The organism is Photobacterium sp. DA100, assembly GCF_029223585.1.
In the GTDB taxonomy this organism is placed as follows: domain Bacteria; phylum Pseudomonadota; class Gammaproteobacteria; order Enterobacterales; family Vibrionaceae; genus Photobacterium.
The window spans coordinates 429698-445273 of record NZ_CP119424.1 but is presented as its reverse complement, the minus strand read 5'-3'; the positions used below and the strand labels follow the sequence as shown (position 1 = coordinate 445273).

Sequence of the window (15576 nt, the reverse complement as noted above, 5' to 3'; positions counted from 1 at the left end):
GTATCTGCCCGTCAGGGCTTTAAAGGGCAGATACTATTTGTATTATGAAAAATAACATTCCCCCATAGCGATCTTCATCACAAAGTTTTAAAATAGCCTCATAATATAAATGGAGATAGAGTAAACGCCATGACAAACGAAAGCCAAGAATACCAAACCTGCGAAGCATGCGGTGTTTCAGCCGAAATGGGTTTTATCATCAAAGAAAACGATGATGTTGCAGAAGTGAAGATCTTCGGCGGTAACAAAACCGCATTAGAAGCTGAGCTTGCTAACTACCTTGCGCTAGCTAAGGAAGTTAATGCCAACTACAAGCATGAAGTCAGCCCACTGACTGATGACAGTACTGAGCTAACCGCACGTATTCAGTTTGAATGCAGCGCAGAAAAATTAATTTTCGAGCTTAAGACACGTTCGCTGATGCGATAATTGGTCTTACTCCCCCTGAGAATTGTGTAATTTTACAACAATTTTCTCAGCATCAAAAAAAGCCGATTCCTTTGTGGTATCGGCTTTTTTTGTACCAATTTACAGCTATATTTATAAATGGATTCAATTAGGACATAGTTAATCCAATTTATTACATATATATCCAACCTACTGGTCAGATATGCTTGTGAGCGATTCCCTGTTATCAATGATTATTAAATCAGGTGCATTCGCAAAACGAATTAATAGTGGAAATTGATTTCGTTTTGTATGAAAATAACAGCAGAAATATGAATCACTAAGCACATGATATTTAGCCCATATCATGAATAGAAAAGGAAATATTCGATGAACAGCAATAAAGCACGAGTGATCTCTAACTGGAAACCGACCAACGACCGTGAGTCTGCCGCATTGAAAGAATTTTTGATGCAGGAAATGGGAGTGAAGACCGCTCACCATGAAGGTGGGACAGGTAAAGTTGGCCCTGATTCCGGCCGCCTAGTTCGTTAAGAGCTTACTGTTAGCCCTTGGTGGCAAATACCGCTCGAACGATTATCGCAAGAACCCAAGTAACAGTTCCCCCTGTTACGACAATGCAGCCATCCCGCTTCGGGTATGGCTGCATTTTCTTTTACGGGCTGTTAGCCAAGGCTAAGACTTCTTTTCGAGCCTAACCCACTTAAGAGCACCATTGGTTTCGAAGTGCTTCTCCGGCTGGCATTCCAGCAAGACACCTTCAATGGCAATCACCGCTCCTAGCGAATAGGACTGGCCTTTATAGAAGCAGACACGCTGGGTGTTGAATGTACCTTCAAGGCTCAGTGTCGGTTGGGGCTTTACAGATATCTCTTTAGCCACTACTGGCTGAGGTAGAAGCAATACAGACAACAGAGAAATCGCCCCTGCAAAAAACAGCGTTTTGCCCATGGCACTCAAACGAGCTGGCCATCCGCTACACCATGTTTTTGTCATATCCCCTCCTTGTAAAACCCTTTGCGCTAAATCCCGTCACTTAGTCATTACATCGACCATTTCAGCTTTCCACTTAAGAAAACGACCCGCTTATTCTTTAACAGCAGCAACAACAGAAATTTCTACCAGCAACGCTTCACGTGCCATGCTGGCTTCAACGCATGCTCGGGCAGGAGCATGGCCCGCAGGAACCCAGTTGTCCCAAACCTCATTCATTGCAGCGAAGTCTTTCATATCTTTGATATAAATTGTGGCAGAAAGCATGTGTTCCTTATCACTGCCAGCTTGTTCCAGAAGTTTTTCAACCTTGTCCAGCATAGTTTGAGTTTGCTCGGTAATACCTTGCGTCGCATCCGCACACACCTGGCCACACAGGTAAACTGTACCATTATGCTTAACAATACGGCTCATACGCTGACCAGTTTCTTGACGTTCTATCACAATAAATGCCTTCTTATGTTATTAAGGCCAAACGACCTTATACTATGTAATACCGTTAATCACGGCTCAGAACTATATTAACAACTGCGATTGACACAGTAAAAAGAATTTATGGCTATCATTTTGATAGTTAAGACCATTATTACAGATTCTTTAACGCCTCTCGCTGACTCAAAGGAGGCAGTTGTTGCTGGTAACGTTGCACGAACAGCTTCACATATTGCGCATCCGTTTTGGCATATTCTCTGAGTACCCACCCCACCGCCTTCTGAATGAAAAACTCGTTCTCACTGGCTAGCATCAAGATGGTTTCTTCCAGCAGGGGAAGGTTGGTCTCTGATTTATGTTTAAGATGGATTAATAAAGAAGCGCGGCGTAACCACATATTGTCTGATTGACGCCAATTGCGGACAACCTGTTCTAATTCTCGGTGTTCCTTCACCAATGGACCAATCAAGCTAGACGCAATCTTATCGACGGTATCCCAGTGGCTTGCTTCTGTCAGCATCTCTTCGTAAACAGGAAACGCATCGATAGTACGAAAGGCTTTGTAGTATTCAGCCACATCCAGCGCGAGGTATTGCTCTTCGCGGTTCTCCCCTGACCATAGCCAAAGCACCAATCGCTTGTACTCAATGAAAGACGTGATCTTCGTATGCTCACGAGCTTGCTTGAATATTGCCTTCCTCTCAGGTGCCTTTACCCCATAGAACGGCTGGTCGGTTTTCATATACGCTTGCATGGCTTTCGCATCATTGACATTTCCAGCTTCGGCCATTCGCTGCTGCATGAATATCACCATAGGAATAACAAGTGACATCAATAACTTCCTTTTCTTTACTTATCATTAAAATATTTTGGCGATATTGGAACACAGTTGCTGCCATAGTACCAATGAATTGCAAGTGAGACTTTTTCACCGTACTGATAAAGTTGACGAATGTCCGACCTCTTCCTAGGTTTATAACAACAATAAAAAAATCCTAATACCAATGCTTATTTGCCTATTTAACTGAACACCGCTCAGCCAACAGAAGGGATACCCACCTATGGTGCCAAGAGAGGTCAAAACGGCTAAAGATGCCAAGCAGATCATCGAAGAGCGCAAGCTTAGCCACGTCAAAGTCGGATTGTTCGATAACGACGGTGTAATGCGCGGCAAGTATATGTCCAAGGAAAAGTTCTTCTCTTCCCTAGATAATGGCTTTGCCTTTTGCGACGTGGTCCTGGGCTGGGATGTCAAAGATCAGCTCTACGACAATACCCAATACACAGGTTGGCATACAGGCTACCCCGACGCCCCAGTTCGTATCATCCCTTCCAGTTGCCGGGAGGTATTAGGTGAAGATGGCATGCTGCTGTTTATGGCTGAATTTGCCGGAGAGGCGGAATCCGTCTGCCCAAGGGCCACGCTGCATCGAGTACTTGATAAATGCAAATCAATGGGATTGATACCAAGAGCAGCTTTCGAGTACGAGTTTTTTCTCTTCCGCGAAACGCCACATTCTGTCCGAGAAAAGGGCTTTCGCAATCTCGAGCCAATAACCCCCGACTGGTTTGGCTATTCGATGATACGCAACTCGACCTACTCCGAACTCTATAAGTCCATCCTCGCGATGGGCGAAACCATGGACTTCCCGATTGAAGGCATCCACTCCGAAACTGGCCCCGGGGTGATAGAAGCCGCACTAGCGGTCGACTTTGCCTGTCATGCCGCAGACAAGGCCGCACTCTTTAAAACCTATATGAAAGTGCTCGCCCAGAAAAATGATTTGATGGCAACTTTCATGGCAAAGTGGAGCAATGACTACCCCGGACAGAGCGGTCATATCCACCTTTCACTACGCGATCAAAATGGCAAAAATGCCTTTTTCGACGGCGATGCCCTCCATTCGATGAGCTCGCTCCAACGGCATTTTCTTGCAGGCCAACAGCGCCTTATGCCGGAGCTACTGTGTATGGTCGCTCCTTCTGTTAACAGCTATAGCCGAATGATTCCTGGCTTCTGGGCACCGACAGATGCCACCTGGGGCATCGAAAACCGAACAACATCTCTTAGGGTAATAACCGGTACGGAAAAGTCGCAACGAATTGAATACCGAATCGGGGCGGCGGATGCCAACCCGTTCCTCGCCCTTGCGGCTGCACTGGGCTCTGGCCTTATTGGTATTGAACAAGGCTGGGAGCCTTCGCCGCCGGTGTTAGGAAATGCTTACCAACAAACCCATAGCGACACCCTTGCCTTACCACGCACGCTATGGGATGCCACTCAGCAATTCAAGCAATCAGAAGCCGCTGTTTCACTGTTCGGTCAGGCCTTCGTCGACCATTTTGCCGCATCGCGCGAATGGGAGGACAGGGAATTTAGGAAGCACGTAACTGACTGGGAGCTCAGCCGTTACTTCGAAATTATCTGATGCGAGGAAAGGCCTTGAAGCATTCAGCCCAAACTGATAACCGGCAAGGAGTTACCCAAGATACGATATCTCCTGCAGACGGCAGTGTTGTCGCAACCGTTGTTATGGCAACACATGAGGACATCCAGCACTCGTTAGATAAATCAAACAACGCGCAAAAGAGTTGGAAACAAACCCCGCTAGCGCAAAGGCAGGAATATTGCCGACGGGCAATCGATGCCCTGCTCAGCCACCGGGATATGATAGCCAGCGAACTGAGCTGGATGATGGGACGGCCGATACGCCATAGCAGCAGTGAGCTAAAAGGGGTAGAGGAGCGAGCTCGCTACATGATCAAGCATTGTGAGCAAGCACTTGCCACCATCGAGCTCCCTGAAAAAACCGGATTTACCCGATATATGGTCCGGGAGCCGCTCGGTACAGTATTAGTCATCTCTCCGTGGAATTACCCCTACCTCACCGCCGTCAACGCCATTATTCCTGCATTATTGGCCGGAAACAGCGTGATCTTAAAGCCTTCCTCCCATACCCCGCTCAGCGCCCAGCGGTTCCAACAGGCTTTTGATGAAGCGCAACTTCCCGCCGGGGTTTTCCAGCACCTGTTTTTAAGCCATGAAGCAACAGAATTTATTGTTAGCAGCGATCAAGTGCAGCATGTAGTATTCACTGGCTCCGTGGCGGGAGGGGCCAGCATCGAAATGGCAGCGGCCGGCCACTTCCATGGACTGGGTCTTGAGCTCGGCGGCAACGACCCCGCGTATGTATGCAATGATGCCGACATAAACCAAGCCGTTGAAACCATTGTCGACGGCGCTCTCTACAATGCAGGCCAATCATGCTGCGCCATCGAACGAGTTTATGTAGACCACCGAATCCATGACGAATTTGTCGAAAAGGTAGTCCAGCTCGTCAATCAGTACCAACTGGGTTTTCCGCTCGACAAAAACACCACATTGGGGCCGTTGATATCGACGTCAGCCGCCGACCATGTCCGCAAGCAAATCGTCGAGGCCAAACAAAAAGGCGCCCAAGCCCACATCTCAGAGGCCTGCTTCCCCAATAGCAAACCCGGTAGCCCGTATCTTGCCCCGCAAGTATTAACGGACGTAAACCACCAAATGCAGGTCATGACCGAGGAAACCTTTGGCCCGGTACTGCCTATCCAGAAAGTTTTCTCTGATCAAGAAGCCATAGACCTAATGAATGATAGTGAATACGGTTTAACTGCCAGCATCTTCACCCCGGATATGACGCGAGCCATTAAAATTGGCGAGCAAGTCGAAACCGGTACCTTTTTCGCTAATCGCTGTGACTACCTGGATCCCGCACTGGCCTGGACAGGGATAAAACAGTCCGGAAAAGGCTATGCACTGTCTTCACTCGGGTTTGAGACGCTGACTCGTCCCAAGTCATTCCACCTCAAGCACATTAGCAATACTACCATTCCCCCCAAGGCGGCGGACTAACTCATGACTCTCCTGCATTGGCACTACCCTACCGAAATCCTTGTTGGCGAAAATGCCAGTTCGCAACTGGCTGCACTGTGCCACCAGCAATCTATTGAGCGCCCACTATTTGTCACTGATCCCTCGCTGGCCGATACCCAAGCTATTAGGGGTATTATCTCAGCGTGCCAAAACGACCATCTTGCCATCTCTGTTTTCAGCGATTTCTCGGGAAACCCGACCGGTGAGCAGGTAGAAAGTGGCATCCGGTGCTTTCTCGAAGGCAGGCATGACGCTGTTATCGCCGTTGGCGGGGGCTCATCAATCGACACCGGCAAAGCCATCGCCTTGGTGGCAAAGCAGCAGCACCCCTTGTGGCAGTTTGAAGATATTGACGACAATTGGAAAAAAGCCGATCCCTCGCTTATCGCCCCAGTGATTGCCCTACCCACAACCGCGGGAACAGGTTCTGAAGTTGGCCGGGCATCGGTCATTACTGATAGCCAAAGCCACTGCAAACGGATCATTTTCCATCCGCAGATGCTGCCGATGCAGGTTATTTTGGACCCGACACTGACCGTTGACCTGCCCCCCCACCTCACTGCGGCAACGGGAATGGACGCGCTATCGCATAATCTTGAAGCCTATTGCTCCCCGAGCTACCACCCGATGGCCGAAGCTATCGCAATTGAAGGCATGAGACTGATAAAACTCTACCTCCCCATTGCCTACACTGACGGCAGCAACCTACAGGCAAGAACCCAGATGCTAATTGCTTCATCCATGGGAGCAACGGCCTTCCAGAAAGGGCTTGGCGCGATGCATGCGTTGGCACATACCCTCGGGGCGCGCTACAACTTACATCACGGCTTGCTCAATGCCGTCTTGATGCCCTACGTGCTCTGTGCCAATCGGCATTACCTGCATGAAAAAATGCAGAGGCTCTCCCATTATCTCGAGTTGGATAAAGATGGCTTCGATGGCGTACTTGAGTGGACTCTAGCATTGCGTAAGCAGCTCCGTATCCCTCACACTTTAGCTCAGCTTGGCGTGACCGGTCAGGAGCAAGCAACCATTGCAGCGCAGTCGGTAAATGATGCAGCGGCCAGCGGAAACCCGATCCATCTTAGCCAAGAGCAATATACCACCTTGTTTAACCATGCGCTTAACGGCACCCTCGACTTATAGGAATCAAGATGAAGCTCGGCGTATTACTGTGTGATGATGTCAGGCCCGAATTGCAGCCGAAACATGGCAACTACCCAGCAATGTTTTCCAACCTGTTTGCGGCAGTGGACCCAAGCATCGCGTTGCAGTTTTACCGGGTTATTGACGGCCAATATCCGCAATCATTAAGTGAATGCGACGGCTACCTAACCAGCGGCAGCCGCTATAGTGTCTTTGAGCAAAGCCGGTGGATCAGTGTTTTCCAGGGGTTTGTCCACCAGTTGTACTTTCAGCACACTCCCTTGGTCGGGATTTGCTTTGGCCACCAGATGATAGCGCAGGCCTTGGCTGGCGAGGTCGTCACTTCAGAGAACGGTTGGGGAATAGGGGCACAAAAAATATCCTTAAACTCAGAGCAATGTCAGCACAGTCCCTGGCTGACGACGCCACCCAAGACATTGTCGCTATTGGTTAGCCATCAGGACCAAGTCATTCGTCCTCCGCAAGGCAGCCGCATACTCGCCGGTAGTGATTATTGCCCAAACAGTATCATGCAAGTGGGTAATCACTTTCTTGGCATTCAAGGCCATCCTGAGTTCACCCCCGAGTACCTTCTCGATTTAATGGCACTCAGGCAGAGCTGTTATCCTGCTGAGACTTACCAGATAGCGGTGAACTCCCTAGACCAGCCAACAGATCACCTTCTGCTCACCCGGTGGATCATCCAGTTTTTTCGCTACCGACAACTGTTGAACAACCAGCATACCTTCAATAAAACCGAATAACTCCAACAAACCAGACGCCTCGTCTCTTTCTCTCGCTGGCTTACAATGATTTTCAACTTAACTTGGAGTTCATGGAGACAGTTATGTATCACGCTCATATTTACTTTGATGACCACCAGAGCAACCTGGCTAAGTATTTACACCAAGCTATCGCGCAGCGGGAAGACATTGATGCAATTTTTCCAATGGTGCATCAATCAGTCGGGCCGCACAGCAAACCTATGTTTGAAGTGCATTTCAGCATGAATACTCATCTTTTTTGCCAGTGGCTAGACGACAATCGCGGCGAACTGTCAGTACTTATCCACCCTGTAACCCTTGATGCGCTTTCTGATCACACCACCAGCGCTATATGGCTCGGTGCCGAACTGCCACTCAAAACTGATATTTTGTTATAGACTATTATCCTATGCTAAAAATCATAGATGCAGATACTATTGTTCTAAGGCACTTGAGTTTAAAAAATTTAGTAACAATATTTCGCTCCCATTTAGACAAAAGGAATCAGCCTACTTTACCAAAATCACTAAATAACAAAAATTGACTCATAACCTCACTCTCAGCTTCAGCAAGGTTACTCGGCACCGTTGTTAATGTTTTGATGAAAGTTTCCATTGTCCCGGCAGGTGACAAATTAGTGATCTTATTTCTCAACAAATAATCACGAAATTCACGCCGACTGTTAATATACGGGCTGTAACACAACTGTGCCTTGTCAAACAGCCTTGACATATTATTCTCTACCGTTTTAATGGATTTATTGAGAATGGTACTTATCGCATCATTAGAGAAGCCGCACATAATGAAGTAAGCATACGTTTCTTGTAATGGTGTAAAACAGTCACACAAGCCCTGGGGCCCACTAGGCATATTCCCTTGCTCTTGATACATACGAGGGTCATTAAATGATGAAAACAGGGAGAAGATAAAACCGGTATTGAACATACTGACATCCACCCCAACGACCTCATCTAACGCATTAATTAAAGGTCGCTTTGATACGTAAAATGCCTCTGTACCCGATGTTGTTGGAACGATATTCAATGAAAAAAGATGCTCTTTAGTGTTCATTACATGCTTATTCTGGGCATCGATAACACCAACAAAATCATTTACATTACTTTCTAAAGATAAAATGCTTTTTCCAAGCACTTGCTCGCTTTTTACACCAAAACAAACCTCGAAAGCTCTATTGATAAAAAAATAACTGCCATTTTTATCGTAAAGAGCGCAGGGAAAAGGGTGAGCTTTATTTTTTAATTTAACAGCATAAAGATACTGCTCATCGGTTATATTCATTTTTTATTTTGATTAATTGAAATAAGGTTTTATTATGCAACCTAGCACAACCATAAGAATACCCAACAAATATACTATATCAATATAATCCTCTGTTTTATTGTAAGAAAAATTGACATTCATCTGAGGTATTGGAGTCGAACGCTATATCAAAATCACACTTAACCAATACTTAGCCGTATAAAGCCTTAAAAAGAAACTAACAAAAAACCAAACTAAAAACCGCAGTGATTACTACGGTTTTAATTTATTCCGCTGATAGCCGCTTACTCGATCAGCACTACACCAGCAAATCAATAACGTTTCTAACCATAATACTACAAATCAACAACCTGACTCAGTCCGCGCCAAAACTGGCTAACCGATTGACGATTAGCTTCTTTTGCGCGATAACACACGATATCCAAAGTAATCAGCAACTCTGTCATTTCAGGAAATGCCCTGACCAGAAGCCCAGCCGACAACTCGGCGTCAATTGCATGGCGAGGAGCCCAGGCCACCCCATAGCCATTGACGGCCATCTTTATTAAAGACTCGGTCAATGTCGTCTCGAATACCTGATTAAGGGGGCATCGGCTTTTATCAACTAAAGGGGCAACGACATTGTGCAGGAAAGTATGCTCTGAATATGCCAAATACGGATAGTCTTCTCCTGAAGCGTGCTGTTCCAGCAGCCTCGGTGAAATGACGGGAATGATCTCCTCCTGAGACACCAGCAACTTTTCCACCTTATCTTCAATCAAAAATGATGGGCGCATTCCCTGAGTATTGTAAGCAAACAGAATATCGCTCGAGCCATCGAGTAAAGCCTGGAAATGATTGTCTATTCCCTGTACGGAGGGGTTGATGGCCAAGTTAAGCGTTTTGAACTGCCCACTTCCCTGCCGAAATAAATTGGGTAACAGGTTAACGGCAAACGAATGCAAACTAACAATACGAACAGTATTATCAGTTTTCAGTGATACCTGGGCAAAATCTTCTTTGGTCACCTTGATCTGTTCAAGCAGATTTTCCACATAAGGGACAAACTTCTCACCATGCTCTGTCAGGGTGATTGGGTAAGATGTGCGATCAAACAAAGGCGTGCCGACCCACAACTCCAACGCCTGTATCCTGCGACTAAAAGCGGACTGGGTCACATGCCGAGCCTTGGCGGCTGCGCCGAAGTTTCCTAACTCCCTCAGGCTCATAAAATCATCTAACCATTTAAAATCCATAAACTCTTCCTGCCATACGTCAAGCTATGATCTGAATGAATAGTTTCATTCGAAAACAGCAATAGAAATAAAAATACTCTTATAAAAATTAAGGTTACTCTCTTTTTGAAGCAGACAGGCTGGTGACAACAGAACCTCTGCCAAAGCAGCTGGTTTGACTGAGCATCAAACACAGTACTTACAATCAATAACAAAAGAGCACCCTATGTTTACCCTACTTAAAAACGCTGAGCTTTATTCCCCGTTACCTATTGGCAGGACGGATATTCTAATTTCTCACGGCAAGGTACTGGCAATCAGCCCCTCAATGCAAGTTAATGCGCTTAAAGATGTGAGTACCATCGACTGTCAGGGCAAAATTGTTACTCCCGGCCTGATAGACCAACACCTCCACCTCACAGGCGGTGGTGGCGAAGCGGGCTTTGCCAGCCGTACCCCGCAAGTCACCCTAAATAAACTGATTCAGGCAGGTACCACTACAGCCGTTGGTGTACTGGGTACCGACGGTATCTCCCGTTCTCCACGGGACTTGTATGCCAAGGCAGCGGCACTGCGCGAAGAAGGTATCAGCGCCTACATGCACACCGGATCTTACGAAGTACCGACCAAAACCATTACCGGGTCGATCCGCGATGATATCACTTTCATCCCTGCTATCCTCGGTGTCAAAATTGCACTTGCCGACCATCGGTGCTCCTTCCCCACGACCGAAGAACTTGCCCGTATCGTCTCGGATATCCGTATTGCAGGCATGCTTTCTGGCAAGCGAGGACTGCTACATATCCATATGGGCGGCCTCGATAACCCATTCGCCCAAGTCAATGAGCTTCTAGCGATGGGCCTGCCCATTCACCATTTCTCGCCAACCCATGTCGCCCGTACCGAGCAGCTATTTAACCAGGCCATCGAATTTGCCCGCAAAGGCGGATTTATCGATATTACTTCCGGTGGTAGCCGTTTCACTCCGCCTGAACAAGCCGTCAAATACGCGATGGCCTCAGGTGTAGAGGCCCATCACATCACCATCAGCTCTGACGGTAACGGAAGCTTGCCTAAATTCGATGAAACTGGAGCCCTCGTCGGCATGGCTGCTGCCGATGTCAATAGCAACTTACTGATATTGCCGAAGTTAATTGATGCAGGGATAGCACCAGAGCTTGCTATTGCCATGGTAACGGCCAATGTTGCTGACTCACTGGGTATTAAAAAAGGCCGGGTTGAAGCCGGCTTTGATGCTGATCTGTGTATCTTCAATGATGACTTCAGCCTAAATAGCGTAATTGCTCATGGCAAAACGATGATGCTCAACGGCGAGATGCAGGTAACAGGAAACTTTGAGTAAGGAATACGAAAATGAGTTTGTTAATTGCCCTGATAGGGCTCGTGATTGCCGGCCGGTTTATCCTAAAGAACTACAACCCACAAGGGGTGCTGTTTACCACAGGTATCGCCATGATGATCGTGGCGATATTTACCAACAACGCCAGTTTTGTCGATAAGTCCACCGGCTGGATAGGGTTTGATATTTTCGAATACATCAGCAACACCTTCAGCAACCGTGCCGGGGGCCTGGGGCTGAAGATCATGCTAATTGGCGGTTTTGCCATGCTGATGTCAGCCATTGGGGCCAGCCAGGTGATGGTTCGGGTAACATCCAAGCCGTTGATGAAACTGAATTCACCTTATCTGATGCTTGCGATGGCGTTTATTCTCGGCCAGTGCCTCGCGCTATTCATTTCCAGTGCAACGGGTCTTGGCCTACTGCTCATGGCAACCCTCTACCCTGTACTGATACGGCTAGGTTGCAGTAAAGCGGCCGTTGCCGCAGTCCTGGCCAGTACCTGTGCCATTGAATTCGGGCCAGGTTCCGGCAACTCGATCATGGCGGCACAAACTGCCGGTTTAGATATCACCGAATACTTCATCAACGACCAATTGCCGGTGATCAGTATCCTGATTATTGTTGTCGCCGCTATCCATGCCCTCACCCAGCGCTACTTTGATCACAAACTGGGCGCCGAAGCGAACAACTCGCCAATCGACGCACAGACGACGGATGAAAACTCCAGTGCGCCTATTTTTTACATCTTGCTGCCGATGCTTCCGCTGTTCTTCATGCTGACCTTCAGTAAAATGGGCGTTGGCACAATTAACGTCGGCATGGCCACTGCTATCATGCTGAGTATCTTCATCAGCTTGAGCTGCGAATACCTCCGCCATCGCCAAGCTCGTGCTGTCTTCGAGAAGCTACAGGGGGTTTTCAATGACATGGGGAAAGTATTTGCCACTGTCGTTACACTGATCATTGCCGGCCAAACCTTTGCCATGGGCCTCAAATCTATCGGCGCCGTCGATGCCCTGCTCAACCTGGCGAGCGGTGCGGGGTTTGCCGCCAGTGTGATTGTACTGTTCATGGCAATTCTTACCTTCACCATTTCAGCACTGATGGGCTCGGGTAACGCCGCCTTCTTCTCCTTCGCCCCTATGGTGCCGCAAATTGCGGAGAAGATCGGTACCAATGTCGCGGATATGATCCTGCCAATCCAGTTGTCAGCAGGCTTTGGCCGCACGATTTCCCCTATCGCAGGTGTGATCATTGCCGTTGCCGGTATCTCTGGGCTGTCACCATTTGATATCGTTCGCCGTACCCTGATCCCTATGCTTAGCGGATGGCTGATCATGCTGGTGATCACCTTTACCCGCAGTGGCCAAATTATGGAGCTCTTACCGTTCCTAGCTGGCGCCATTGTGCTAGCTGGTGTAGGGATGATGATTACCAAAACACGTGCTGGCAAGAAAGTAAAAGCTCAAGCCTAAGCCGTCAGTAAGCAATTCAAAATCAACATAATACAACGACAAAGCCGTAGCTTTTCAGCTACGGCTTTTATATAAGCAAATGATCAAACCTTAAGATATTGACATAGAGCAGCCACATTGCGGGCATTTCCATAATGACTTGTATTTGATTTTTTGCCACCAGTTACGGCGCATTTTGACCATTTGAACATTACAGTGCTGACACACTTTAACACCTAACTATCTGTGATTTTAAAAGCTACATTCTAAGTCTTGAGCCTTCCTTGGACGCACAAATAGTACGCCATACCAATTCCATTCATCAAGTCATTTTTTTGACTATCGCGACAAAAATTTGAAATGCAAGTTTCAACATTGTGTTTTAGGTAAAAAAAAACCGCCAATGGCGGTTTTTCATTCAGCAAATCAAGTCATTTATACGTCAACCGTCACTTTCTTGGCTAACGACATCGCCAAATTATTATCATAGTAGGCCGCTTCGTTGATAAAGTGCGGATACGCCTCGTAATCCCCCTCCCAGCATACCTCCTGGCCGTCAAACAGGGTAAAGATCGGATCGCCATGACGAAGCACTTTGAAATCGGCATCTTGAACATTTCGATGAACCATACCAATACGCTCACCCTGTTCATTTTCAGGCAGCTTCAACGTTTCATGGTATTTATAGGCCTCATAGCTAGCAGGCAGCTCAGGGACCGCGTTACGGTTGTGAAGATCAACAAAGTCCAGAATATGGCCGGTCATCTCTTCCATCCAATCCAGCACATCCTGGCGGATCACAGACTGCGGCTGAGGGCCTATTTCAACGATCACTCCCTGCTGCGAAATGGAACTCAAGAAGCAGTGTTCATGAACCGCAACATGATCTTCAAGCACCACAACCGCATTCGGCATTTTCGCCTTCACATAAGCCCCGAGCTGTCGGTTAAACGCATCACTCTGGAGCAAGATCAGCGAAGGGCCCATATTGCTGGTCGTGTTATGCAAATCGATAATAAAATCCGTTGTTGCATCCCCTTTCGGCCCTAGCTGGGCGTTAATCGCTTTTGCTCGGCTTTGTTCATAATTAGCCAAATCGGGGTTATTGAGATCATCAGCACCAAACTGGCGATTCATGTCACAGTCAAGGTAACGTTTGTTTTCCTCGAACGCCTTAGGGTTAGCAAAAACAGTTTCGACCGTGAAACTACTACGCTCAATGAGCTGCGGCGTTTCACGCCACTTTCGTAGCAAATAAATGCCGCTAAATTCATTACCGTGGGTGCCACCAACAATCGCGACTTTGTTCAATCTATTCGTCCCTGTCATTTCAGCTTCAACTCGCCTTAATCAGTAAAAACATCTCATTCACAGATACCAGCTTAACCAATACTTTTCCAGAACAATTGCATATTTATTTGCCTTAAGATTGCTGGTCGAGCCAGCTATTGACGCCCCTACCCAACTTGAGGTCGGGTTTGTACCAGCTTCAAATAGGCATGTAATTGATCATTTTTATACTCGATGGCCGAATGGATACTGCTGCCTTGGTTGGCAATAACGGTACTGGTATAGCGATTATCATCCTTATAGATGGTCAACACTAGCATGCCATTGATGAGCTGCCACTCCCCTGCCGTTTTCTGCCTTCGAAACAAAGTAAATTCTTCCAAGCTACCATTTGGATAAAGCACCAGCTCGGTGATATAACCCGCCGAACACGTTTTGACCCAGTGCTGCTGGGTGAGCTCCTCAAGAGAAAAATCCCGCTTGCCTGCCAGCCATACCTGAAGCGCATCTTGCTCCTTGCTATCCGGAGTCGGTAATTTATCCAAGTCCAATAACCTTACCCGCTCCGTTTCGCGGTAAAAAAGCTGCAACAATTTTTGGGTCTTCTGATCAGACATCCCTATCTCCATAGAACAATGAGGCTTTAAATGTAACGCTAATTAAAGTACAACATTAGTGTTAGACATTGATTTTGCAATACAAGTCAAAACTTCACCTTGCCGCGCAATACTTTCGTCTGGCCTCGCTGCGTTTTCTTATCCATTCGCTTTTTCTGCGAGGAACGCGTCGGCTTGGTCTCCCGACGCTTCTTTTGCTGTACCACCGCCGACTTGATCAAAGCCACCAACCTTGCCAGTGCATCCTCACGGTTTTGCTCCTGGGTGCGGTATTGCTGAGCCTTGATAATAATAATGCCCTCCTTCGATATCCGACTATCAGATAAAGCCAGCAGCCTTTCTTTGTAAAAAGGCGGTAAAGACGAACGTGAAATATCAAAGCGGAGATGAATAGCCGACGAGACTTTATTGACGTTTTGCCCTCCGGCTCCCTGGGCGCGAATCGCTGTCAGCTCAACTTCCCAGTCACCCAATTGAACTGAATTGGAAATCTCTATCATAACGGTAATACATAAAAGGATTCAGTGAACAGTATACCTTTAGTTGATGGCTTTGTGTCGACGGCAACGTTCAGAGCAATAACGGACCTGCTCCCAGCATAAGCGCCATTTTTTTCGCCATGTGAACGGGCGTCCACATGCCGAGCACTTTTTCTGTGGCAGATGGCTTTTTTTCATTTAATCCTCACCGAAATACGG

18 protein-coding genes are annotated in these 15576 nt (G+C 47.3%); 9 read left to right on the top strand and 9 right to left on the bottom strand.

The features are described 5' to 3' along the window. Positions 1-129 precede the first annotated feature (129 nt). On the top strand, positions 130-429 hold the full coding sequence (locus PTW35_RS19720) for a YfcZ/YiiS family protein (RefSeq protein ID WP_281028626.1): 300 nt from the start codon (positions 130-132) through the stop codon (positions 427-429). A gap of 348 nt (positions 430-777) precedes the next feature. Then, positions 778-942, top strand: a complete 165-nt coding sequence (locus PTW35_RS19715; RefSeq protein ID WP_281028625.1) for a hypothetical protein — start codon at positions 778-780, stop codon at positions 940-942. A gap of 141 nt (positions 943-1083) precedes the next feature. On the opposite strand, the gene PTW35_RS19710 is transcribed toward PTW35_RS19715, so the two are convergent. From PTW35_RS19710 to PTW35_RS19700, 3 genes are all read right to left on the bottom strand, one after another. Further along, positions 1084-1404, bottom strand: a complete 321-nt coding sequence (locus tag PTW35_RS19710; protein WP_281028624.1) for a DUF1496 domain-containing protein — start codon at positions 1402-1404, stop codon at positions 1084-1086. A gap of 90 nt (positions 1405-1494) precedes the next feature. After that, complete coding sequence (locus tag PTW35_RS19705; RefSeq protein ID WP_281028623.1) at positions 1495-1845, bottom strand: RidA family protein; 351 nt, start codon at positions 1843-1845, stop codon at positions 1495-1497. A gap of 142 nt (positions 1846-1987) precedes the next feature. Next, positions 1988-2665, bottom strand: coding sequence for a DNA alkylation repair protein (locus tag PTW35_RS19700; RefSeq protein WP_281028622.1), 678 nt, complete (start codon positions 2663-2665; stop codon positions 1988-1990). 229 nt (positions 2666-2894) lie between these two features. Between PTW35_RS19700 and PTW35_RS19695 the strand changes: the two genes are divergently transcribed. The 5 genes from PTW35_RS19695 (at position 2895) to PTW35_RS19675 (ending at position 8057) form a co-directional block, all read left to right on the top strand. Beyond that, a complete protein-coding gene (locus tag PTW35_RS19695; protein WP_281028621.1) occupies positions 2895-4262 on the top strand; it encodes a glutamine synthetase in 1368 nt (455 codons plus the stop codon). 14 nt (positions 4263-4276) lie between these two features. Beyond that, on the top strand, positions 4277-5728 hold the full coding sequence (locus PTW35_RS19690; protein WP_281028620.1) for an aldehyde dehydrogenase family protein: 1452 nt from the start codon (positions 4277-4279) through the stop codon (positions 5726-5728). Between the two features lie 3 nt (positions 5729-5731). Next, positions 5732-6895, top strand: coding sequence for an iron-containing alcohol dehydrogenase (locus PTW35_RS19685; RefSeq protein WP_281028619.1), 1164 nt, complete (start codon positions 5732-5734; stop codon positions 6893-6895). 8 nt (positions 6896-6903) lie between these two features. Beyond that, complete coding sequence (locus PTW35_RS19680; protein ID WP_281028618.1) at positions 6904-7659, top strand: GMP synthase; 756 nt, start codon at positions 6904-6906, stop codon at positions 7657-7659. An 83-nt stretch (positions 7660-7742) separates the two neighbouring features. Further along, entirely contained in the window at positions 7743-8057 is a 315-nt protein-coding gene (locus PTW35_RS19675) for a DOPA 4,5-dioxygenase family protein (RefSeq protein ID WP_281028617.1), read from the top strand. Positions 8058-8163: 106 nt separating this feature from the next. Here the strand turns inward: PTW35_RS19675 and PTW35_RS19670 are convergent, their stop codons facing one another. Together PTW35_RS19670 and PTW35_RS19665 are read right to left on the bottom strand one after the other, a co-directional pair. Then, the gene (locus PTW35_RS19670) at positions 8164-8958 is read right to left on the bottom strand and encodes a PAS domain-containing protein (protein ID WP_281028616.1); all 795 of its coding nucleotides are present in this window, start codon (positions 8956-8958) and stop codon (positions 8164-8166) included. Between the two features lie 317 nt (positions 8959-9275). Next, positions 9276-10175, bottom strand: a complete 900-nt coding sequence (locus PTW35_RS19665) for a LysR family transcriptional regulator (RefSeq protein WP_281028615.1) — start codon at positions 10173-10175, stop codon at positions 9276-9278. Positions 10176-10380: 205 nt separating this feature from the next. Here PTW35_RS19665 and iadA point away from each other — a divergent pair, with 205 nt between their 5' ends. Together iadA and dcuC are read left to right on the top strand one after the other, a co-directional pair. Continuing rightward, positions 10381-11517 carry a beta-aspartyl-peptidase gene (iadA, locus tag PTW35_RS19660; protein WP_281028614.1) on the top strand — a complete coding sequence of 379 codons (1137 nt, stop codon included), beginning with the start codon at positions 10381-10383 and terminating at the stop codon, positions 11515-11517. A gap of 11 nt (positions 11518-11528) precedes the next feature. Continuing rightward, positions 11529-12992, top strand: a complete 1464-nt coding sequence (gene dcuC, locus PTW35_RS19655) for a C4-dicarboxylate transporter DcuC (RefSeq protein WP_281028613.1) — start codon at positions 11529-11531, stop codon at positions 12990-12992. A 414-nt stretch (positions 12993-13406) separates the two neighbouring features. Here the strand turns inward: dcuC and PTW35_RS19650 are convergent, their stop codons facing one another. The 4 genes from PTW35_RS19650 to PTW35_RS19635 form a co-directional block, all read right to left on the bottom strand. Beyond that, positions 13407-14300 (bottom strand): aspartoacylase, encoded by an 894-nt coding sequence (locus tag PTW35_RS19650; RefSeq protein WP_281028612.1) that lies wholly within the window; start codon positions 14298-14300, stop codon positions 13407-13409. 128 nt (positions 14301-14428) lie between these two features. Continuing rightward, on the bottom strand, positions 14429-14878 hold the full coding sequence (locus PTW35_RS19645) for a hypothetical protein (protein ID WP_281028611.1): 450 nt from the start codon (positions 14876-14878) through the stop codon (positions 14429-14431). Between the two features lie 86 nt (positions 14879-14964). Continuing rightward, positions 14965-15378 carry an alternative ribosome rescue aminoacyl-tRNA hydrolase ArfB gene (gene arfB / locus PTW35_RS19640; protein WP_281028610.1) on the bottom strand — a complete coding sequence of 138 codons (414 nt, stop codon included), beginning with the start codon at positions 15376-15378 and terminating at the stop codon, positions 14965-14967. Positions 15379-15417: 39 nt separating this feature from the next. Then, positions 15418-15555 carry a DUF2256 domain-containing protein gene (locus tag PTW35_RS19635; RefSeq protein ID WP_082008466.1) on the bottom strand — a complete coding sequence of 46 codons (138 nt, stop codon included), beginning with the start codon at positions 15553-15555 and terminating at the stop codon, positions 15418-15420. Between the last annotated feature and the right edge of the window lie 21 nt (positions 15556-15576).

Excerpts from the sequence above, each read along its gene's own strand:
- PTW35_RS19680 (WP_281028618.1), top strand. The coding sequence starts at position 6,904 with ATGAAGCTCGGCGTATTACTGTGTGATGATGTCAGGCCCGAATTGCAG.
- PTW35_RS19635 (WP_082008466.1), bottom strand. The coding sequence starts at position 15,555 with ATGAAAAAAAGCCATCTGCCACAGAAAAAGTGCTCGGCATGTGGACGC.
- iadA (WP_281028614.1), top strand. The coding sequence starts at position 10,381 with ATGTTTACCCTACTTAAAAACGCTGAGCTTTATTCCCCGTTACCTATT.
- PTW35_RS19685 (WP_281028619.1), top strand. The coding sequence starts at position 5,732 with ATGACTCTCCTGCATTGGCACTACCCTACCGAAATCCTTGTTGGCGAA.
- arfB (WP_281028610.1), bottom strand. The coding sequence starts at position 15,378 with ATGATAGAGATTTCCAATTCAGTTCAATTGGGTGACTGGGAAGTTGAG.
- PTW35_RS19650 (WP_281028612.1), bottom strand. The coding sequence starts at position 14,300 with ATGACAGGGACGAATAGATTGAACAAAGTCGCGATTGTTGGTGGCACC.
- PTW35_RS19710 (WP_281028624.1), bottom strand. The coding sequence starts at position 1,404 with ATGACAAAAACATGGTGTAGCGGATGGCCAGCTCGTTTGAGTGCCATG.
- PTW35_RS19700 (WP_281028622.1), bottom strand. The coding sequence starts at position 2,665 with ATGTCACTTGTTATTCCTATGGTGATATTCATGCAGCAGCGAATGGCC.
- PTW35_RS19645 (WP_281028611.1), bottom strand. The coding sequence starts at position 14,878 with ATGTCTGATCAGAAGACCCAAAAATTGTTGCAGCTTTTTTACCGCGAA.
- PTW35_RS19675 (WP_281028617.1), top strand. The coding sequence starts at position 7,743 with ATGTATCACGCTCATATTTACTTTGATGACCACCAGAGCAACCTGGCT.
- PTW35_RS19665 (WP_281028615.1), bottom strand. The coding sequence starts at position 10,175 with ATGGATTTTAAATGGTTAGATGATTTTATGAGCCTGAGGGAGTTAGGA.
- PTW35_RS19720 (WP_281028626.1), top strand. The coding sequence starts at position 130 with ATGACAAACGAAAGCCAAGAATACCAAACCTGCGAAGCATGCGGTGTT.
- PTW35_RS19695 (WP_281028621.1), top strand. The coding sequence starts at position 2,895 with ATGGTGCCAAGAGAGGTCAAAACGGCTAAAGATGCCAAGCAGATCATC.
- PTW35_RS19670 (WP_281028616.1), bottom strand. The coding sequence starts at position 8,958 with ATGAATATAACCGATGAGCAGTATCTTTATGCTGTTAAATTAAAAAAT.
- PTW35_RS19715 (WP_281028625.1), top strand. The coding sequence starts at position 778 with ATGAACAGCAATAAAGCACGAGTGATCTCTAACTGGAAACCGACCAAC.
- dcuC (WP_281028613.1), top strand. The coding sequence starts at position 11,529 with ATGAGTTTGTTAATTGCCCTGATAGGGCTCGTGATTGCCGGCCGGTTT.